Origin of the sequence: Flavobacterium sp. (genome assembly GCF_027484705.1) — a bacterium.
GTDB lineage: Bacteria > Bacteroidota > Bacteroidia > Flavobacteriales > Flavobacteriaceae > Flavobacterium.
Genome location: NZ_JAIXSL010000004.1, coordinates 30,308 through 45,596 on the forward strand (window position 1 = coordinate 30,308; position 15,289 = coordinate 45,596).

The following is a 15,289-nucleotide window of genomic DNA, read 5'->3' on the forward strand; positions in this document are numbered from 1 at the left end:
TTAATGAAAGCACCGCAAAAAGCATGGCCAAAACAGTAAAGAAAACCGAAGACAAAAAGCAGGATGGGCAGCCCGAGGTTAAAAAGTCCTGGCGCATCACCCGACAGCACAAACTCCTGATTGGTAGTGTGTTTGTCTTATTTTCGATTGCTTTGTTTGTGGCTTTTGTTTCGTTTTTCGTATACGGACACGAAGATCAAAGTACCATTGGGCTGTGGGCGGATCGCGCTGAAAAGTCTAGAAACTGGCTTGGTAAATTTGGTGCTATACTTTCTGATTTCTTCATTTACAGAGGTTTTGGTGCGGCTTCATTTCTTTTCGTCAAATTGTTTTTCCTTACGGGCGCTTTTCTCGCACTCGATATTCCGCTGAAAAAACTCAAAAACATCTGGTTTTGGGATTTGTTCGCCATTGTACTGATTTCAGTTTTATTCGGTTTTTTCGCCAATTCATTGCCCGAACTCGGCGGAACGATTGGTTATGAAATGAATTTGTTTTCTCAGGATTACATCGGCAGAATCGGAACATTATTGGTTTTGATTTTTGGCATTATCATTTATCTGATATTCAAAATCAAGATTTCTCCCGATACCGTCAAATCGTTTTTTGAACGCAATAAAAAAGAGCTGGACGACGATTTAGCCTCATTGCAGGTGCCAGTTTCTGAAAGCACTTACAACCTTGAAGAGTTTGCCGTCAAAGAAGAAGAGGACGATATTGAAGAACCGACCTTGAAGCCTGTTTCTCAATTTGAAATCAACAAAGAAGCCTTAAAACCTACAATAGATCATCCTTCTGAAATTGTGCTCGAACCGTCCATAAAGCCGCAACCGACGCTTGAAATGGTTCCGCAAAAACCAGAATCAAAAGCCGAACCCGTTAAGGAAATCATTGCCACAGATGACGAATCGTTCGTCATTGAAAAAGCACCCGAAGAAGCTACTTTAGATGAAAATCTTGCCGCACGTCTTGTTGCCGATTTCGGTTTGTTCGACCCAACTTTGGAATTGTCGAATTATAAATTCCCGACGCTTGACCTTTTAAAAGAATATTCCGGTGGCGGCATTACCATCAATCAGGCGGAATTGGAAGAAAATAAAAACAACATTGTTGAAACGCTGCGCAATTACAAAATCGAGATTGCACAAATTAAAGCGACGGTCGGCCCATCGGTAACCCTTTATGAAATTGTTCCCGAAGCCGGAATCCGAATTTCAAAAATTAAAAGTTTGGAGGACGATATCGCGTTATCGCTTTCTGCGTTGGGCATCCGTATCATCGCGCCGATTCCCGGAAAAGGTACGATTGGTATTGAAGTTCCGAACAAAAACCCGACGATGGTTTCGATGAAAAGCGTCATCGGTTCTGCAAAATTTCAGGAAGCTGAAATGGAATTGCCGATTGCTTTGGGGAAAACCATTTCCAATGAAACTTTTGTGGTCGATTTGGCGAAAATGCCGCACTTGTTGATGGCGGGAGCTACCGGACAAGGAAAATCGGTTGGTTTGAATGCGGTCTTGACTTCGTTGTTGTATAAAAAACACCCGGCCGAAGTGAAGTTCGTTTTGGTCGATCCGAAGAAAGTAGAGTTGACTTTGTTCAATAAAATTGAAAGACATTACCTCGCGAAATTACCGGATTCAGGCGATGCAATCATTACCGATAACACTAAAGTAATCAACACGTTGAATTCGCTTTGCGTAGAAATGGACAACCGTTATTCGTTGCTTAAAGATGCGATGGTGCGCAACATTAAGGAATACAACGAAAAATTCAAATCGAGAAAACTGAATCCGGAAAATGGGCACAGATTCTTACCTTATATCGTTTTGGTGGTTGATGAGTTCGCCGATTTGATCATGACCGCAGGAAAAGAAGTGGAAACCCCGATTGCACGTTTGGCGCAGTTGGCCCGAGCCATCGGAATCCATTTGATTATTGCTACACAAAGGCCTTCTGTGAATGTCATTACCGGGATTATCAAAGCGAATTTCCCCGCGAGGATTGCCTTCAGGGTAACTTCCAAAATTGATTCAAGGACAATTCTCGATACGCAAGGAGCTGATCAGCTCATCGGGCGAGGCGATATGTTGTATACCAACGGAAATGACGTCGTGCGTGTGCAATGTGCTTTCGTCGATACGCCTGAAGTCGAAAAAATTACGGAATTCATTGGTTCACAAAAAGCGTATCCTGAAGCGTATCTGCTTCCGGAGTTTGTAGGGGATGAAAGTGGCATCAATCTTGATATCGACATTTCTGAAAGGGATTCACTCTTTCGGGAGGCCGCAGAGATCATCGTAACTGCACAACAAGGTTCCGCTTCCTTACTTCAAAGAAAATTAAAATTAGGGTATAACAGGGCAGGCAGGTTGATTGACCAACTCGAAGCTGCCGGAATCGTTGGCCCTTTTGAAGGAAGCAAAGCCCGAAATGTGAATATTACCGATCTCAGCGCCTTAGATCAATTTTTTAACAATGAACAAAATAACCTATAGCATGAAAACGCTTGCCTCAATTGTTTTATTCCTTTTCATGGGTTTCAGCCTACAAGCCCAGGACAAAAAAGCCAAAGATTTATTAGACCAGGTGACTGCCAAAGTCAAAAGTTACGACAATGTCGTGATTGATTTCAAATATGCCCTGAACAATGTCAAAGAGAACATCAATCAGGAAAGTAAAGGCAATGTGACCATGAAAGGCAATATGTATGTGCTGAACCTCATGGGCGTGACCAAGATTTTCGACGGCAAAAAAATATACACGATCAATCCGGAAGATGAGGAAGTTTCAATCTCAAAACTCAATGAGAAAGACGACAATGCGATCACGCCTTCCAAAATGCTGACGTTTTACAACAGCGGTTACAAATATACCTGGGACATCAAACAAAATGTGAAAGGGCGCCAGATCCAATACGTCAAATTGGTGCCTACGAGTGGTAAAGACCAAAGAAAGGAAATTCTTTTAGGCATTGACACCCAGACCAAAAACATCTATAACCTGATTGAGATTGGGAAAAACGGTACGAAAACCACCTTGACCGTTAATTCTTTTAAAACCAACCAACCTTTATCGAAAAATCAATTTACCTTTGAGGCGGGTAAATATCCAAAATACTACATCAATAAGCTAGATTAACCGCACGTGAAGATTCTCGACAGATACATTCTAAAATCATTCATCACTACATTTGCGACCGTATTTGTAATCCTCTTATTAATTTTTATCCTTCAGACCGTTTGGCTTTTCATCTCCGAATTGGCGGGTCGCGACCTTGATTTCATGATGATTCTGAAGTTCCTGTTGTTTAAAATGCCAAGCCTTGTGCCTTTGGTGTTGCCTTTGTCGGTGCTGCTCGCATCGATTATGACTTTTGGCGATCTGGCGGAGAACTACGAATTTGCTGCTATGAAATCGGCCGGTATTTCGCTGCAAAGAATCATGAGAGGTTTGACGGTATTCATTGTGTTTCTAAGTTTTGCCGCTTTCTTTTTTGCCAACAATGTGATTCCGTATGCTGAATATAAGTTTATCAATTTCAGGAAAAGCATCGCCCAGATGAAACCCGCTATGGCTATTGCAGAAGGGCAATTCAGCGACGTGGGCGCGTATAACATCAAAGTGGAAAAGAAGTCGGGCTATAACGGGAATTTCCTTACCGGTGTTACGATCCACAAAAAGATCAACAGCTATGACGGCAGCAAAAATGTGATTAAGGCCAAAACCGGGGAACTTGTTAGCAATGAAAATTCCAACATCCTTAAACTCGTTTTGAATGACGGTTATTATTACGAAGATCTGGTGCCCAAAAAATATGAGGAACGCAACAAGATTCCTTTTGCCAAAAGTGGTTTTAAAAAATACATCATCAATATTGATTTGTCCAAGCTGAATTCGACCGACCAAAATGAAGATCAGATTAAAGACACGGACAAAATGCTTAATATCAGTGAATTGTTGTATACGTTGGATTCGCTGAATGCCAATTACCGCAAGGATATCATTTCGATTTCTGACAATACGTATCTGAGAATGGGAATGATGTCAAATAAGCGTGACGACAAAAACCATCCAAGCCAGGTGTTCAAGCCAAAATTACTCGATAATTTTCCTTCGTCGGAACGCGCCAAAATCCTAAATATGGCTTCGAACAATGTCATTAGCAGCACTTTTTCGGTGGAAAGTTATAAGAACGAATTATTTTCTAAAATAGAAACCATCAACGAACACTGGATCGCCTTGTATGAAAAGTTTGTCATTGCCATTGCCTGTCTGTTGATGTTTTTTATCGGAGCACCATTGGGCGCGATCATTAGGAAAGGAGGTCTTGGGCTTCCGATTGTTTTTGCCATGACCATTTTTATCATCTTTCACTTTGTCAACACTTTTGGTAAAAAAGTGGCACAGGAAAATGAAATTACCCCATTTTTGGGATGCTGGCTATCGACTTTCATATTGATGCCTTTAGCCATTTTGCTTACTTATCGCGCTACTAATGATATCGGCTTGATTAATATTGATTCGATTATGGCTCCTTTTCAAAAATTATTTAAAAAACTTTTCCCATCTCAAAATTAATTGTCATTCATGGAACTTGAAAAAATAAAACTAAACACCATTGAAGAAGCTATTGAAGATATTCGTCAGGGCAAAGTGATCATTGTGGTGGATGATGAAGACCGGGAAAATGAGGGCGATTTTCTTGCTGCGGCAGAATTGGTGACACCAGATATGATCAATTTTATGGCGACCCACGGACGCGGATTGATTTGCGTACCATTAACTGAAAACCGTTGCAAAGAACTCGGACTTCATGCGATGGTAAGCAACAATACCGATCCGATGGAAACTGCCTTTACCGTTTCTGTGGATTTGAGAGGCAATGGCGTCACGACAGGGATTTCGGCTTCTGACCGTGCAAAAACGGTGTTGGCATTGACCGATCCGAATACTAAATCCTATGAATTGGCACGACCGGGGCATATATTTCCGTTGATTGCCAAACAAGGCGGTGTGTTGAGAAGAACAGGACATACCGAAGCTGCGATAGATTTTGCCAGACTCGCCGGTTTCAAATCGGCAGGTGTGATCGTTGAAATCATGAACGAAGACGGCACGATGGCGCGTTTGCCACAACTCGTCGAAGTGGCTAAGAAGTTTGACCTCAAACTCGTTTCGATAGAAGATTTGGTCGCTTACCGCATGCAGCACGACAGTCTGATTGTCAAAAAAGAAGATTTCGATGTCGAGACGCGTTTCGGGAAATTCAGATTGCGCGCTTACCAGCAGACGACCAACAAGCAAATTCATATTGCGCTGACCAAAGGCACCTGGAATATTGGCGAGCCGATCCTCACGAGGATCAATTCGACTTTAGTCAATAATGATATTTTGGGAACGCTGACCAACAATGCCGATAAGAAACTCGATGATATGTTTCAGCTGGTGAACGACGAGGGCAAAGGTGCGATTTTGTTTATCAATCAGGAAATGCAGACTTCCAATTTACTGAACCGCATTTCGGAGCTTAAAGAATTGCAATCCAGAGGCATTTTTAAAGCGCCGCAGATCAAGATGGATATCAAGGATTTTGGCATCGGTGCGCAGATTTTGCATGATATCGATATTTCTAAAATACGCTTGGTTTCTAATGCCGAGCACGCCAAAAGAGTCGGGATGATAGGGTATGGTCTGGAGATTACGGACTATGTGGCTTATTGATTCAGAATCATTGGATTCCTGTTAAACCCAAATCGTTACGGCTACATTAAGGCCGATTTCAATATTTTCTTTTTTTCTGATGTCGGCTTTCAGAGGCAGTAAATAAGTATTTCGTTTGGTGTCGAACCAGATTGCCGTGTCCCAGTGGGTATTGCCGATTTTGGCAGCCGCTTTTAATCTTCCCCAACCTTCTTCCTGCCATTTCAAATTTTCCCGTATTTCTTTGGCTATATCCTCCGGAACTGAAACAAAGTACCATCCGCCCGGGGCGTTATGTTGCCATGATGTTGATGAAAATTTGTGTCTGATTTTACCGTTCATGATGTGATAAAAGTGTTTGCTGTTATGAGTAAACGCAATTGAGCTTGTAGGCATCATCAGGAATGTTGAAACCCTCATGATGATGGGCTGTGTTGTTCCTGTTCAGGTCAGTCTTTCTAATATGCCTTTTCTTTTGACGATGTTTTTATAATCCCATTGAATGGCTATTGATTTCTTAAGCCAATTTTTTAAATCCTCCGGTTTGATCTCCGCAGCATGATTATAAAATATAGAAGCATCTTTGAATTTTTGACCTCTCCCATTGAGACCGTCTTCATTAAAATCGGCACCACTCCAGAACATCAGCCGGATTCCGGGCTTTTGTTTGCTGTAGCCTACGATAGGATTTCCGTCTAAAAACCAAACCGGATGCGCATGCCAAATTTTGCTTTCCGCTTTTTGGAGTTCGCTGTCAATGATTGTGGCGAGTTGGTCGCAAATGTCCTGATCGCTGCTGTTTTGGGTGCTGTTGTAGTTTTTAATTTCCGGGTTCATGGTAATTCAATATTGCTTTTTTAGTATTCGACTACTTGTTTCAAATGATGTTCTAAATGGGCGACATAATCCTCTATGATGAATTTCAGGGTAACAGTATTGGCTCCGATTTTTACTTCGTTTAGCAAGTTTTCCGACGGAATTCTTTTGATGATCTCTATAAGATGCTTGTTGTAAGAAGTCCAGAATGCTATGATTTGAGCCGCATCGATGTGCTGATAGGCATTAAATTTATTCCAGTTGTTCTGATCATAACTGATTTCAGGAAGTGGCTCGAACTGACCGCGAATGAATCTTTGATGGTTGTTGGTCGCGCTGTCGATTAAGTGTCCGATGATTTCTTTTTTACTCCATTTGTCGGGTTGGGTTTTTAGCGAGAAGTTTTCTGCTCCAATTTCGGTAAGAAGCGCGGGAATGATGGTTGTTAAGTATTCAAGACGTTGTATGGTTGGTGCTAACATTTTTTATTTTTTTAATTTGGATCAAACGAAAATAAGAAAATATTTTTTTAATGAATTTAATGTTATGCAATTGTGTTGCATCAGGTGTTTCTTCTTTTACCGCACTGATAATAATTCTAAGCGGAGTTTGGTTAATCTTCGCTGGCGCTACGATTTGTCTTGAAACAAACCGACGGAGGAGGTTCAGCGAACTCCACTAAAATATTAACCAGTGAGCTAAAAGAAGCAAAAATTCAAGGCTGCATAAAAACAGGCTAAAAAATAAATTCAAAAGCTAAGCTAGCTCAACTACTCACACGGTTATTGTTTTTTGCCTATGGTGTTCGTGAACCTAAAGGTTTCTCCTGCGGCACAAACTGAACCTAGCTCTTAACGCTTTTGAGTTTAATTTTTTAACGCCTGTTTTTATGCGAGGCCGGAGAGACCGGAAAAGAACAATGTTATTAACCATTTGTGATGTCCAAGTGCATATTCGCTGACCATACGAAAACTAGGCTTCATTTCGGAACTAACAAAATGTAAAGTGGCAAGGCATAAAACAGCTATGATACCGAACGTAATGGTGCTATTGGCTAAAAGTGTTGTTGCCTTCATCGGACTATTTTTTTAAGCTTTGGATTAAGATGACCAAGGCATTTAATGTCATGGTGAAACCTTCTTTGAAACCCATTTCAATCATCTTCTCCATACGTTCAAGCGATTCATTGTAAATAACAATATCCACCGTCGTTACCCCATGTTCTTCGCTGAAATTCAAATCCCATTCAGACCCCGGCAAGTTGGGGTTTTCATCCTGATCAGCAAAAGCGCTCCAATACTTGAAATTGGTTTTCGGACTGATAGAGGTATATTTCTGAATGGACCAATGCTCTTGCCCCTCAGGGCTTACCATGGCGTAAAATCTTCGACCTCCCACTTCAAAATTCATATGTTTTGTTTTGGAGACCCAGGGTTTAGGTGCCCACCACTGGTCAAGAATTTCCGGTTTCGTAAAGGCATCCCAAACCAAAGCAAGTTCGGCATCAAATACCCGGTTTACAGTGACCGTTTTTGTCGTTTTGTCTACGGTAAAATCAAACGGCAGCTTGTTGTTCATTTTTTATTTTTTTTGATGGTTAATAATACGTTGTCCAATTGATCAAAACGGCTTTCCCAGATCTTTTTAAATTGGGCTAACCATTGATCAATCTCTTGCATTTTTGTAATTTCAAGGGAGTAATAAATTTCCCTGCCTTGTTGTTCCTGCTTTACCAGTTCGCATTCCGTAAGCATTTGAATATGCTTGGAAACGGCCTGTCTGCTGGTTTGAAATTCTTCTGCAATGGCATTAGGGGTCATGGCTTGTGAGGCAAGTAAAAGCAATATTGCTCTTCGTGTGGGGTCGGCTAATGCCTGAAATACATCTCTTCTCATTTTTATATATAATTTATTGCGCAACGAATTGGTTGCAAATATATATGCAATGAATTGATTGCGCAAATTTATTTGGATTTATTTTTCCCCGACTGTTGCAAATTTTATTAATCCAGAAAATTTGCAACAAAATCTGTGACAAAATTTTTTCATTCAAAAAAAATGTCACAAAAACTGTGGCAAAATATTTGTCTGCGAAAAAAATGTCACAACCCTTCAAGCCATGAAAAAAGAAAATACCATCCGGACTTTACTGGGGGTTACCCAGCAAGACCTTGCGATGCTTCTCGGCGTGAGTCGCAGCCAGTGTGCCATGTTTGAAACCGGCAAGCGCGATCTGCCACCCCACGCCCAACAGTTGCTTGCTGAAATGCTAGTTTACATACAATCCGCTGATACGACCTCACGACCTGTGCATCCTGCTCAGCAAAAAGCCATAACAGAGCGGATTGAGCGCCTGCTTAAGGAAAATGAATACCAAAAAGTGCTTACCGTAAGAAGAATCGCCGCAGCTACTAAAAAGCAACAGGCGCAGGACAGGTTAATGCTGCTCACCGAATTTTTGGCAAGCCGCGAATCGGGTAGAGGCAGTGTATCAGGGCTTCCTAATGCTCTAGTGAGAAAAGCTACATTAGTAGAAGCCGGAGTTAAAGATACCGTAGCGGAATTACAACACAAACTGGAATTGCTCGAACTCGAAAAGCTGTTGCTACAATCGCAACTCAGAAATGCAAGTAAAGATTCAGGGATTATACGCAATTAACACTGCTGGTCATTACGTATAATTACTAAAAAATGTTAAATAGATATTAAATTCAAATAAACTTAACTAAAATGGTCTGCTGTTTGAAAATGCCGCTGCATTATTAATCATTTAATTTTTTTAATCATGAACTATTCTATTACAAACCTGACACAGGTAGCCGATTGCAACGTATTGTTGTCTTGGGCAGCGAAAGAAAAAGCGGATTTGAATTTCAAACGCCTTTCAGACGAACGTTTAACCACCAAATACGCCGAGACTTCTCAGGAGCTTGATGCCGTACTGCAAGGCGTACTTGCAGAACTATCGGCTACGGAGACCATCATTGGGGTTTTGCCCGAAGGTCCTTCGAAAGATGATGCCCTCAACAAGAAAACAAGACTCGAGTACAAAAAGTTTCTTTTAGAAACCCGTAAAGAGAGTTATGGTACGGTAGCTTTACTCGAAAAAGAAATGGATTTAGCCAGAGTGTTGCAGGAGCTTACCGAGGTGGATGCTTTTATCAGTACGCTTGAAGCGAGAAAAACCGAACTTCTGGCGCAGGCATAAGCCCGGAAGATTAGTAAGGAAAAGCGAGTTTTAAACTCGCTTTTTTTTTGACATGATTTATTCAGGCAGTTTCTAAGCCTTGCCGATTGCTGTAATGCTAACAAAATGAAACACTTGACTGTCATGCGTCAAAAAACTATCACTTTTCCCGAAAAAATATTTCTGTAATCAAAAAAGGTTGCTATATTTGCAACCGCATTGAGCAATTGGTGCACGACTTATTGGAGAAATGGCAGAGTGGTCGATTGCGGCAGTCTTGAAAACTGTTGACTGTAACAGGTCCGGGGGTTCGAATCCCTCTTTCTCCGCAGAAACTCAGGAAGCCCGTATATATGCGGGTTTCCAAAAGTTTTAAAAAAAATAGTGAACAAATAAGGAACAAAAATTCCTTAACGTTGGTCAAATGTCCCCGCAAACATTTTAATTTTTAAACAAATTAAAATGAAACCAATTTTCACAAAACCTAAGGTCGGTAAACCAGCTGACCCTAGTAAACCGTGGTTCGTATGGTTCAGATACGATAATAAACTTAAACGGTATAAATTAGGAATCAATTACATCAAAGATTTAAAGGAACGCGAACGCGAAGCAAATGCTTTGGCCGATGCACTTTGGCAAAAATTAAAAGATGATTGGAATCCTAATATTCCAAACATAACCAAAGAAGATCCCGAAGTTTTATTCGAAGACGCGATCAACTTTGCGTTACTCAAAAAGAAATCATCTTTAAAACCAAAATCTTTCGCGGATTATTCATGTACTGGCCGTTTCATCATTAAGGCCGGAATATCATTGAAATATAAAGACGCACCTATTAAGAAAATTAAAAGACAGCATATAAAATCAATTTTAGCAGAAGCAAAAGAAAAACAAAATTGGTCAAACAAGGCTTATAATAAACACCTAAATCAACTCAAAGCTATTCTTAGTGAATTATTGGAATGGAATATCCTAAACAATAACCCTGCGCATAAAATTAAGCGATTGCCTGTAGATGAAACTATTGCCAATACTCCAGCGACACCAGCACAACACAAAATAATAAAGGAATTCTTAGAAACCAAGCACCCAGAATTTTTTGTTTTTATAATCACTATTTTCCACACCGGCGCGAGGCCAGAAGAAATATTGAATATCAAAAACGAAATGATAAATATTCGTACTCAGGAAATCATTTTACCAGGCAGCATTACCAAAACCAAAAAAGACAGAATCATTCCGATCAACAATCATTTACTAAGATATTTTGAAAAAATGAACTTGCACAAATACCCCAAACAGTATTATGTTTTTGGTAGCTTCAGGCAACCCGGAACCGGTTTTCGTGATCAGCAAAAAGATTTCATTCCTGGCCCGACTAAAATAAAAAGAGATACAGCAACAAAGCGCTGGAATCGTTTAATCAAAAGTGAAAGCGGATTGAATATAAACGTTAGCATGTATTCGAATAAACATGCTGGAGCCGATGCCAAAATTCTTTCAGGAATGGATTTAGATGTTTTAAGAGAACTTTACGGACACAAGTCTAAATTAATGACCGAAACTTATGCTAAAGTAGTAAAAGAACAATACAGGAAACAAATTAGAGAAAATTCACCAGAATTTTAAAAAGAAAGTGCGCGGCTAACAACTTCCGCGCACTCAACCAACAACTAAACACCCAATTTAATTTTAAAATCTAAAGACATTATAAGTAACACCAATCCCAACGCTAGGTTTTAAATCAGCACCATACCCAGCATATATCCCAACCCCAAAACGTTTTGATTTATTCTCAAAATGCTCAACTTTTACAGCTTGCGTTTCCTTCAGATTGTGTAAGGATTCCAATTCACACTGATCTTTGTCTCGCTGATCAGATAGCTCAATAATTGTTTTTGATTGATCCTGAATGATCTGATTGAGGTCTGCGGCAACTTTTAAGCAATTAGGAAGTTCTGTTTTTCTACAATAATCGCCATTAATTAAACCCTGATATACATCAAGATTATTATTCGGAGTAACGGTACTCTGCGATATACCTAGCAATGGAATCAGTACCAGGATTGCTAAAAATATTTTTTTCATGTTGTATTTTTTTGGTTAGAGTTGTAGCTTGTTTCGACGAGCTGACGGCCGAAGCTTTTAACTTTGAATTATCAGCATGCATTTTCGCTGATAGTGTATCAATTTTTTTTCCTGTTTTGGCATGGTCATTTGTGGCCTGATTCATTTTGTCATCCATATTCTGGAAGTACATTCTGAGCAGCACAATAATTAAGATGCAGAATAAAACAAACAAAATGGCTTTAAACCAGCTTGGAAGTTTATCAGTGACATTAGTTGAAATTTCCATAAAAATCGAATTAAATTATTACGACTGCTCGATTAAAATATAAGGAATAACTGTTTGATTATTACGTTTCATTTCACCTTCAACAAGAGCAATAAAAGATGGCCATTGTGTAGGATGAATTGTTTGACACCCAAGCGATGAAGTAGTGTTGAATCCTCCTTTATGGATATCAATATAAAACGGCGCTGCCGAAGTATCAGTTTCAGGTTTACTTTGGCCGGCACGAATTACTGTCACACGCCCAAATTGACGAAGTGCTTTGTATGGTGCTTTCATATTATGCATGCCAATTTTATATAAATAAACTGCATTTGCAACAAGCGTAGCAATTCCAGGGCGTTTTACAGATGGATCAGTATTGGCATTAAAAGAAACTGAAGCTTCTTTTGAATCGATGAAAATAGCATCATCGTAAATTCCAATATCATTCTTGCCGGGTAACCCTAAAGTGTCTTTATAATATCCGCGAATTCCAATCACAAGAACTGGATATTTAATACGGTCTATATTAAATGGCGAAATCAACTCATGAAGTTGTGCGCTAGGCATTTTTGGTTTTGATTTTGGTGTTTCCATAGTACTTTATTTATTTTAAAGTTGTCAAATCTTTAATAGTATCTCGCTGCATAAGTGTTTTCTCAAAAGCTTTTGAGGCTTCTAGTTTTACTTTATTTATACGCATCCTGATTGAATCATTTTTCAATTCGGAATGATCAATATAAACCTGTCTTGATTTCTGAAGCTCAATTTTAGGATTAACACTACTGAGTAGAAAAACCAAAGCAAATAGTGGAAGTATTAATTTTGTTCTCATTTTTTAATTCTTAATTCGTTTAAAAATTTCTGATTATCCTCAGCAATACTGTCATTACGCTTAGTAACATCTTTCACGTAGTTTATAAAGTCAACAGATAACTCATTATATTTTTCATCTTTATATTGAACGCTTTTCGTTAAGCGTGAAATTTCTTCTTTAAGATTTTTTATCGTTTCCTTATCGTCTGAAAGGTGTTGTTTCCATTGCGAGTAAGCAATAAGTGATAAAAAAATTATTGTCGCAGTTGTAAAACCAATAAGTCTAGTTTGGGCACTTTTACCAATAAAAGTAAAGAACCATTGAAACCTATTATTTTCGATATCCATCTGCTTTGATTTGGGAATTATTTAAAAATGATAAAAAAAGACGTGAGTAGGATCACGCCTTTTTATACTTACACTCCGGTGACGTTACTATCTTTTGAGAAAAAAGCAAAAGCAGCTCCAAAAACAGTTGCTGCAAGCACAAAGTAACTTTTGTATGGAGTATCTACTGTTGCAGCAGCTCCACAAATTGCGGCTAGTGAACCAAAAAGGCTCGTTTTCCAATTTTTCATATTCTCGATTTTAATTTGTTACGGAAGAATTACAGCTTTCCCTTTGTTATTCCAGAAGTTATCTGTATCGGAATTATCAACTACACCATCGCCATTCAAATCGCAAACAGCAATTCCATACTGTGAGTTTTCAGCGGCAAATTTAATAATCACTTCATCAGCATCATCAATCACTCCATCTTGGTTTACGTCGCCTGAATACAAAGCAAAAACACCGCTTTCAACTTCGATTTGGTTTGCTCCAGCTGCTTGTTCCGCGGCAATTGTAAAATCATAATCTACATCATCATTTCCAAAGTCTAAAGCTACAGGAGTGTAAACTCTTAAAGAGTTTTTTCCAACTACAGAAACATAATTATTACCGCCACTTACTTCAGTTTGTACGGTGACATTACCATCTATTTTTAACATTCCGGTTTTTTCTTCAACCAAAGTAGCCCCAGCCCAGATACCAACTTTCACTTCTTCGACTTCATCAGCTGGAGAAATACCATCCTGATTAAACTTTACTGATTCCATTGTACCGTTACCTTTGTAGTAACTTTGTACGAAAAATTTTAAATTTACTTTTTTCATTTTCTGTTGTTTAAATATTAATATTAAAGTTCTATTTCAATTTGTTGTGGTTCATTTAACACATCATCCGATAAGGTTAGCGAGTAAAAATCATTTACCGATATTATTTCAAATGCGTAGTCACTAACAACCTTATAAGACCACGCACCAATTGGACTTCCAGCAACTAAAAACCCAATTATTCTAATATCAGTAAAAGTTGAATTTTTATAAAATTGTTTTACATTGGCAAAAATTGGTAAATCTGAAGTGAAAGTATATTTTCCAGCGTAATCATAATTACTAGTAAATACAGCCCCGTAATTACCTTCTAACGTTCCTGCAACTATTTCAGGAGCAGATGTTCCTGATTGCGTTACTTGACAACGAAATACATTAGATTTATTAGTTATAATAACGTAGTATAATCCTATATTACCGATGTTTATAATTAGAATATCATCTCCTTTACTGTAGTTAATTTCAGTTAGACCATTTTGACCAAAGCAACTAGCTTCAGCACCATTAATGAATGTAATTTTACCTTTTTTATTAAAGGCATTTAATTTTACATAACTATCTTCTTGACTAAACAAAGCTGGATCAACTACGATTTCATCCAAATTATCCAATATCAAATCTTTCAATACATCATCAGATTGAATAGTCTGTGTGGCACCTGATAATATTCTATGACCACGATTACCACCACCACCTACAAAAGCATCAAAAGCTCTTTCAATATGCAATTCGACAATATATGGTTGCATATTATTGTGAGCATTACCACCACCAAAAGGTTTAATAAATTCACCGGGACCAAACGGGCCACCATTTCCATCATCTGCTGTCAACCCCCCCGAACCACTTCCTCCGCCTTTATGAATACTCGTACCACCTTCAGGAGTTACAACCGGTAATTCAGGAATAGTTAAAGTATGCTGTTCTTCACCTCCAGTAGCACCTAGTGTCGGATAATCAGTCGGATGCCACCCCACAGAAACACGGCCACCATTTTGAAGTTTAATTCGCCATCCAACCATATTATTTTTGCCTAGTAAATAATTTGGCGAAGTATCATCCATTTCAAAATTATCCTGAATCCATAAAATAGGCCGATTGATAGACATACTTAAACCTTCAGGAACAAATAAACCAATCCCAAAACTAGAAAGAAGCGCATCTTTCGTAGTTTTATAATCTACACCATCTTTAACTATATACAATAATGCATCACCAGGAACATTAAGAAGCCAATCCATTTGGCTAAGTTTTATTTCATTTATCATAACACTACTAT

General features: G+C 38.9%; 20 protein-coding genes, 1 tRNA gene and 1 pseudogene. 9 read left to right on the forward strand and 13 right to left on the reverse strand.

Annotation, left to right across the window (positions count from 1 at the left end; all coding sequences use genetic code 11):
* The first annotated feature begins 23 nt into the window (after positions 1-23).
* The 4 genes from Q0058_RS00970 to ribB are packed head-to-tail and all read left to right on the forward strand — an operon-like array spanning position 24 to position 5,724.
* Positions 24-2,498, forward strand: coding sequence for a DNA translocase FtsK (locus Q0058_RS00970; protein ID WP_298220768.1), 2,475 nt, complete (start codon positions 24-26; stop codon positions 2,496-2,498).
* Position 2,499: 1 nt separating this feature from the next.
* Positions 2,500-3,141: an outer membrane lipoprotein carrier protein LolA gene (locus Q0058_RS00975; protein WP_298220770.1), complete on the forward strand. Its 642-nt coding sequence runs from the start codon at positions 2,500-2,502 to the stop codon at positions 3,139-3,141.
* A 6-nt stretch (positions 3,142-3,147) separates the two neighbouring features.
* Entirely contained in the window at positions 3,148-4,581 is a 1,434-nt protein-coding gene (locus Q0058_RS00980; protein WP_298220772.1) for an LptF/LptG family permease, read from the forward strand.
* A 9-nt stretch (positions 4,582-4,590) separates the two neighbouring features.
* Positions 4,591-5,724 carry a 3,4-dihydroxy-2-butanone-4-phosphate synthase gene (ribB, locus tag Q0058_RS00985; protein WP_298220775.1) on the forward strand — a complete coding sequence of 378 codons (1,134 nt, stop codon included), beginning with the start codon at positions 4,591-4,593 and terminating at the stop codon, positions 5,722-5,724.
* A gap of 21 nt (positions 5,725-5,745) precedes the next feature.
* Here ribB and Q0058_RS00990 read toward each other — a convergent pair whose 3' ends face one another.
* From Q0058_RS00990 to Q0058_RS01010, 5 genes are all read right to left on the reverse strand, one after another.
* Positions 5,746-6,045 carry a DUF1905 domain-containing protein gene (locus tag Q0058_RS00990; protein WP_298220777.1) on the reverse strand — a complete coding sequence of 100 codons (300 nt, stop codon included), beginning with the start codon at positions 6,043-6,045 and terminating at the stop codon, positions 5,746-5,748.
* A 102-nt stretch (positions 6,046-6,147) separates the two neighbouring features.
* Positions 6,148-6,540, reverse strand: coding sequence for a DUF1801 domain-containing protein (locus Q0058_RS00995; protein WP_298220779.1), 393 nt, complete (start codon positions 6,538-6,540; stop codon positions 6,148-6,150).
* Between the two features lie 20 nt (positions 6,541-6,560).
* Positions 6,561-7,001 (reverse strand): DinB family protein, encoded by a 441-nt coding sequence (locus tag Q0058_RS01000; protein ID WP_298220781.1) that lies wholly within the window; start codon positions 6,999-7,001, stop codon positions 6,561-6,563.
* Between the two features lie 598 nt (positions 7,002-7,599).
* A complete protein-coding gene (locus Q0058_RS01005) occupies positions 7,600-8,097 on the reverse strand; it encodes an SRPBCC domain-containing protein (protein ID WP_298220783.1) in 498 nt (165 codons plus the stop codon).
* Complete coding sequence (locus Q0058_RS01010; RefSeq protein WP_298220784.1) at positions 8,094-8,414, reverse strand: metalloregulator ArsR/SmtB family transcription factor; 321 nt, start codon at positions 8,412-8,414, stop codon at positions 8,094-8,096. The genes Q0058_RS01005 and Q0058_RS01010 overlap by 4 nt, the downstream gene beginning before the upstream one ends.
* A gap of 223 nt (positions 8,415-8,637) precedes the next feature.
* Here Q0058_RS01010 and Q0058_RS14510 point away from each other — a divergent pair.
* From Q0058_RS14510 to Q0058_RS01030, 5 genes and pseudogenes are all read left to right on the forward strand, one after another.
* Positions 8,638-8,769 (forward strand): annotated as a pseudogene (locus Q0058_RS14510) (helix-turn-helix transcriptional regulator); the annotation flags it as partial.
* Between the two features lie 15 nt (positions 8,770-8,784).
* Positions 8,785-9,177 carry a hypothetical protein gene (locus Q0058_RS01015; RefSeq protein WP_298220786.1) on the forward strand — a complete coding sequence of 131 codons (393 nt, stop codon included), beginning with the start codon at positions 8,785-8,787 and terminating at the stop codon, positions 9,175-9,177.
* A gap of 126 nt (positions 9,178-9,303) precedes the next feature.
* On the forward strand, positions 9,304-9,726 hold the full coding sequence (locus tag Q0058_RS01020; protein ID WP_298220788.1) for a hypothetical protein: 423 nt from the start codon (positions 9,304-9,306) through the stop codon (positions 9,724-9,726).
* Positions 9,727-9,949: 223 nt separating this feature from the next.
* Positions 9,950-10,034, forward strand: a tRNA-Ser gene (locus Q0058_RS01025).
* Between the two features lie 133 nt (positions 10,035-10,167).
* Positions 10,168-11,334, forward strand: a complete 1,167-nt coding sequence (locus Q0058_RS01030; protein WP_298220790.1) for a tyrosine-type recombinase/integrase — start codon at positions 10,168-10,170, stop codon at positions 11,332-11,334.
* Positions 11,335-11,397: 63 nt separating this feature from the next.
* On the opposite strand, the gene Q0058_RS01035 is transcribed toward Q0058_RS01030, so the two are convergent.
* The 8 genes from Q0058_RS01035 to Q0058_RS01070 all read right to left on the reverse strand — a co-directional run bounded on the left by Q0058_RS01035 (position 11,398) and on the right by Q0058_RS01070 (position 15,251).
* The gene (locus Q0058_RS01035; RefSeq protein WP_298220792.1) at positions 11,398-11,793 is read right to left on the reverse strand and encodes a DUF6808 domain-containing protein; all 396 of its coding nucleotides are present in this window, start codon (positions 11,791-11,793) and stop codon (positions 11,398-11,400) included.
* A complete protein-coding gene (locus Q0058_RS01040; RefSeq protein WP_298220794.1) occupies positions 11,717-12,061 on the reverse strand; it encodes a hypothetical protein in 345 nt (114 codons plus the stop codon). Before Q0058_RS01040 ends, Q0058_RS01035 begins: the two co-directional genes overlap by 77 nt.
* Before the next feature lie 18 nt (positions 12,062-12,079).
* On the reverse strand, positions 12,080-12,637 hold the full coding sequence (locus Q0058_RS01045) for a hypothetical protein (protein WP_298220797.1): 558 nt from the start codon (positions 12,635-12,637) through the stop codon (positions 12,080-12,082).
* Between the two features lie 10 nt (positions 12,638-12,647).
* Complete coding sequence (locus Q0058_RS01050; RefSeq protein ID WP_298220799.1) at positions 12,648-12,875, reverse strand: hypothetical protein; 228 nt, start codon at positions 12,873-12,875, stop codon at positions 12,648-12,650.
* A complete protein-coding gene (locus Q0058_RS01055) occupies positions 12,872-13,204 on the reverse strand; it encodes a hypothetical protein (protein ID WP_298220801.1) in 333 nt (110 codons plus the stop codon). Before Q0058_RS01055 ends, Q0058_RS01050 begins: the two co-directional genes overlap by 4 nt.
* Positions 13,205-13,272: 68 nt before the next feature.
* Positions 13,273-13,434: a hypothetical protein gene (locus Q0058_RS01060; protein WP_298220803.1), complete on the reverse strand. Its 162-nt coding sequence runs from the start codon at positions 13,432-13,434 to the stop codon at positions 13,273-13,275.
* An 18-nt stretch (positions 13,435-13,452) separates the two neighbouring features.
* On the reverse strand, positions 13,453-14,010 hold the full coding sequence (locus Q0058_RS01065) for a dockerin type I domain-containing protein (protein ID WP_298220805.1): 558 nt from the start codon (positions 14,008-14,010) through the stop codon (positions 13,453-13,455).
* A 23-nt stretch (positions 14,011-14,033) separates the two neighbouring features.
* A complete protein-coding gene (locus Q0058_RS01070; protein WP_298220807.1) occupies positions 14,034-15,251 on the reverse strand; it encodes a hypothetical protein in 1,218 nt (405 codons plus the stop codon).
* Positions 15,252-15,289: the final 38 nt, after the last annotated feature.

Excerpts from the sequence above, each read along its gene's own strand:
- Q0058_RS01060 (WP_298220803.1), bottom strand. The coding sequence starts at position 13,434 with ATGAAAAATTGGAAAACGAGCCTTTTTGGTTCACTAGCCGCAATTTGT.
- Q0058_RS01030 (WP_298220790.1), top strand. The coding sequence starts at position 10,168 with ATGAAACCAATTTTCACAAAACCTAAGGTCGGTAAACCAGCTGACCCT.
- Q0058_RS00975 (WP_298220770.1), top strand. The coding sequence starts at position 2,500 with ATGAAAACGCTTGCCTCAATTGTTTTATTCCTTTTCATGGGTTTCAGC.
- Q0058_RS01000 (WP_298220781.1), bottom strand. The coding sequence starts at position 7,001 with ATGTTAGCACCAACCATACAACGTCTTGAATACTTAACAACCATCATT.
- ribB (WP_298220775.1), top strand. The coding sequence starts at position 4,591 with ATGGAACTTGAAAAAATAAAACTAAACACCATTGAAGAAGCTATTGAA.
- Q0058_RS01050 (WP_298220799.1), bottom strand. The coding sequence starts at position 12,875 with ATGAGAACAAAATTAATACTTCCACTATTTGCTTTGGTTTTTCTACTC.
- Q0058_RS01055 (WP_298220801.1), bottom strand. The coding sequence starts at position 13,204 with ATGGATATCGAAAATAATAGGTTTCAATGGTTCTTTACTTTTATTGGT.
- Q0058_RS01035 (WP_298220792.1), bottom strand. The coding sequence starts at position 11,793 with ATGAAAAAAATATTTTTAGCAATCCTGGTACTGATTCCATTGCTAGGT.
- Q0058_RS01015 (WP_298220786.1), top strand. The coding sequence starts at position 8,785 with ATGCTAGTTTACATACAATCCGCTGATACGACCTCACGACCTGTGCAT.
- Q0058_RS01010 (WP_298220784.1), bottom strand. The coding sequence starts at position 8,414 with ATGAGAAGAGATGTATTTCAGGCATTAGCCGACCCCACACGAAGAGCA.
- Q0058_RS00990 (WP_298220777.1), bottom strand. The coding sequence starts at position 6,045 with ATGAACGGTAAAATCAGACACAAATTTTCATCAACATCATGGCAACAT.
- Q0058_RS01065 (WP_298220805.1), bottom strand. The coding sequence starts at position 14,010 with ATGAAAAAAGTAAATTTAAAATTTTTCGTACAAAGTTACTACAAAGGT.
- Q0058_RS01005 (WP_298220783.1), bottom strand. The coding sequence starts at position 8,097 with ATGAACAACAAGCTGCCGTTTGATTTTACCGTAGACAAAACGACAAAA.
- Q0058_RS01070 (WP_298220807.1), bottom strand. The coding sequence starts at position 15,251 with ATGGATTGGCTTCTTAATGTTCCTGGTGATGCATTATTGTATATAGTT.
- Q0058_RS00995 (WP_298220779.1), bottom strand. The coding sequence starts at position 6,540 with ATGAACCCGGAAATTAAAAACTACAACAGCACCCAAAACAGCAGCGAT.
- Q0058_RS01020 (WP_298220788.1), top strand. The coding sequence starts at position 9,304 with ATGAACTATTCTATTACAAACCTGACACAGGTAGCCGATTGCAACGTA.
- Q0058_RS00970 (WP_298220768.1), top strand. The coding sequence starts at position 24 with ATGGCCAAAACAGTAAAGAAAACCGAAGACAAAAAGCAGGATGGGCAG.
- Q0058_RS01040 (WP_298220794.1), bottom strand. The coding sequence starts at position 12,061 with ATGGAAATTTCAACTAATGTCACTGATAAACTTCCAAGCTGGTTTAAA.
- Q0058_RS01045 (WP_298220797.1), bottom strand. The coding sequence starts at position 12,637 with ATGGAAACACCAAAATCAAAACCAAAAATGCCTAGCGCACAACTTCAT.